This is a genomic window from Methylomonas aurea (assembly GCF_024505045.1).
GTDB lineage: Bacteria > Pseudomonadota > Gammaproteobacteria > Methylococcales > Methylomonadaceae > Methylomonas > Methylomonas aurea.
This window is the reverse complement of record NZ_JANIBM010000084.1, coordinates 1-1,676: the sequence shown is the minus strand read 5'-3', so window position 1 is coordinate 1,676 and position 1,676 is coordinate 1. Positions and strand designations below refer to the sequence as shown.

Annotated in this window: 1 protein-coding gene; it reads left to right on the top strand. The window is 47.6% G+C overall.

The window, feature by feature from the left end; all coding sequences use genetic code 11:
- Positions 1-1,313 (top strand): methyl-accepting chemotaxis protein (locus tag NP603_RS21800; RefSeq protein ID WP_256612970.1); only part of this gene is annotated, 1,313 nt, incomplete at its 5' end.
- Positions 1,314-1,676 lie beyond the last annotated feature (363 nt).

Sequence of the window (1,676 nt, the reverse complement as noted above, 5' to 3'; positions counted from 1 at the left end):
CTTTAACAGACGAGGTAAAGCAGCAACTGCTCGGTGATCAGCGAAAGTATGCTGATTTGTGGTGGCAGGAAGTCGAGGAGCATTACCTCCCTGCTATTGAACGTGGCGATAGCGCAGCCAAGAATGACTCAATGACCAAGTTAGACAATTACTATGATTTGCACCGACAAGGCGTAGATAAAACCGTTAATAGTTCCACGAAATTTGCCGCAGATACCCTTAACAATTTAAATAGTGTTGTCGATACTACTATTGGGCTTCTTGTGGGCCTAGCCTTGATTGGCGCATTAGTATCTATGGCGATGGCCTTGTTGATTACTAAACAAATCCGTGCAAGTTTGGCGTTAGCCGGCCAAGTGGCGCGAGCTATCGCCGATGGCGACTTAACTGTTTCTGTGCCTACCTACGGTCAAGACGAAATAGGTCTTTTGTTTCAGAGACTGAACGAGATGCGGAACAAATTGCATTCACTGATCGATGAAATACAAAATGGTGTCGTTCAGTTGAATAGGCATTCGGCTGAATTGCTCAGGGCTGCCGCTGACTGCGACACTATCGCGTTGGATGGATCGCAGGCGGCTGGCAGCATGGCCGCCTCGATTGAGCAACTCTCCGTTTCGCTCGATCAGGTTAATAAGAGCGCAATCGATACCATACGTATAGCGACTGAATCAGGGCTAAGCGCCCAAGATTCAACCAAGGTCATAGAGAATTCTGCTAAGGAAATGCATAAAATCTCTGAGTTGGTGCTCAACGCAGCGGGTTATATCCGTAATTTGGAAAATATCAGCTCGCAAATCACCACAATTGTTGATGTGATACACGGTGTTGCTGAACAGACTAATTTGCTGGCTCTTAACGCTGCAATAGAAGCGGCTCGCGCCGGCTCATACGGTAGGGGATTTGCCGTAGTAGCTGATGAAGTAAGAACGCTCGCGGAACGGACAAGTACTTCAAGTAATGAAATTAAAGTCATGGTCGAGAAGATTCGCGAGGCTTCTCGGGCTTCGGTTTTAGCAATGGAAAGCGGGGTAAAAGGGGTGGCGTCGGGAGTACAACTATCCAGCCAAGCCGGAAAATCGGTAAAGGAAATACTTGACGCGCAATCCAGGGTAATGATTTCAATCAACGGTATTAACCAAGCATTGAAAGAACAAACCGTCGCCACACATGATATGACATCACGGGTGGAGGTGGTTTCACAAGGGGCCGAATCACTCGCAAGAACAGTATCCAAAACCAGAAAGAGCTCGGAAGAACTGGCTAGCCAAGCAGAAATCCTAGACAAATTGGCATCTAGGTTTAGGCTGTAGGGCCTCAGGATGTGCTGAACAGCCGCGATAGGTGCGGTTTCGTAAACTCACCGTACCCTGCGCCTGCTTCTGGCTCGACAATTGCCGTTGGAGTATTTATCCGACTTTTGGCTTTTGGCCGATAACGAATATTGATAACTCAACCAACTTCTGTAAGCCACGGTTCGCGATACTGAATATCTGTCCAACCATGTTTTGCTGAAAACGGCGTTGTTTAAAAACAGGAGCCGTGTTGGCAATCGATGCACCTGTTAGGTCAAGGAACTTGATCTCTCAACGGTTGTAAATTTGGCATTCCCGTTTTTTCGCTCCCGAATCTATCAGAGCACCTTTGGAGAATAAGGCGCTGCCGTTTCCCCAACG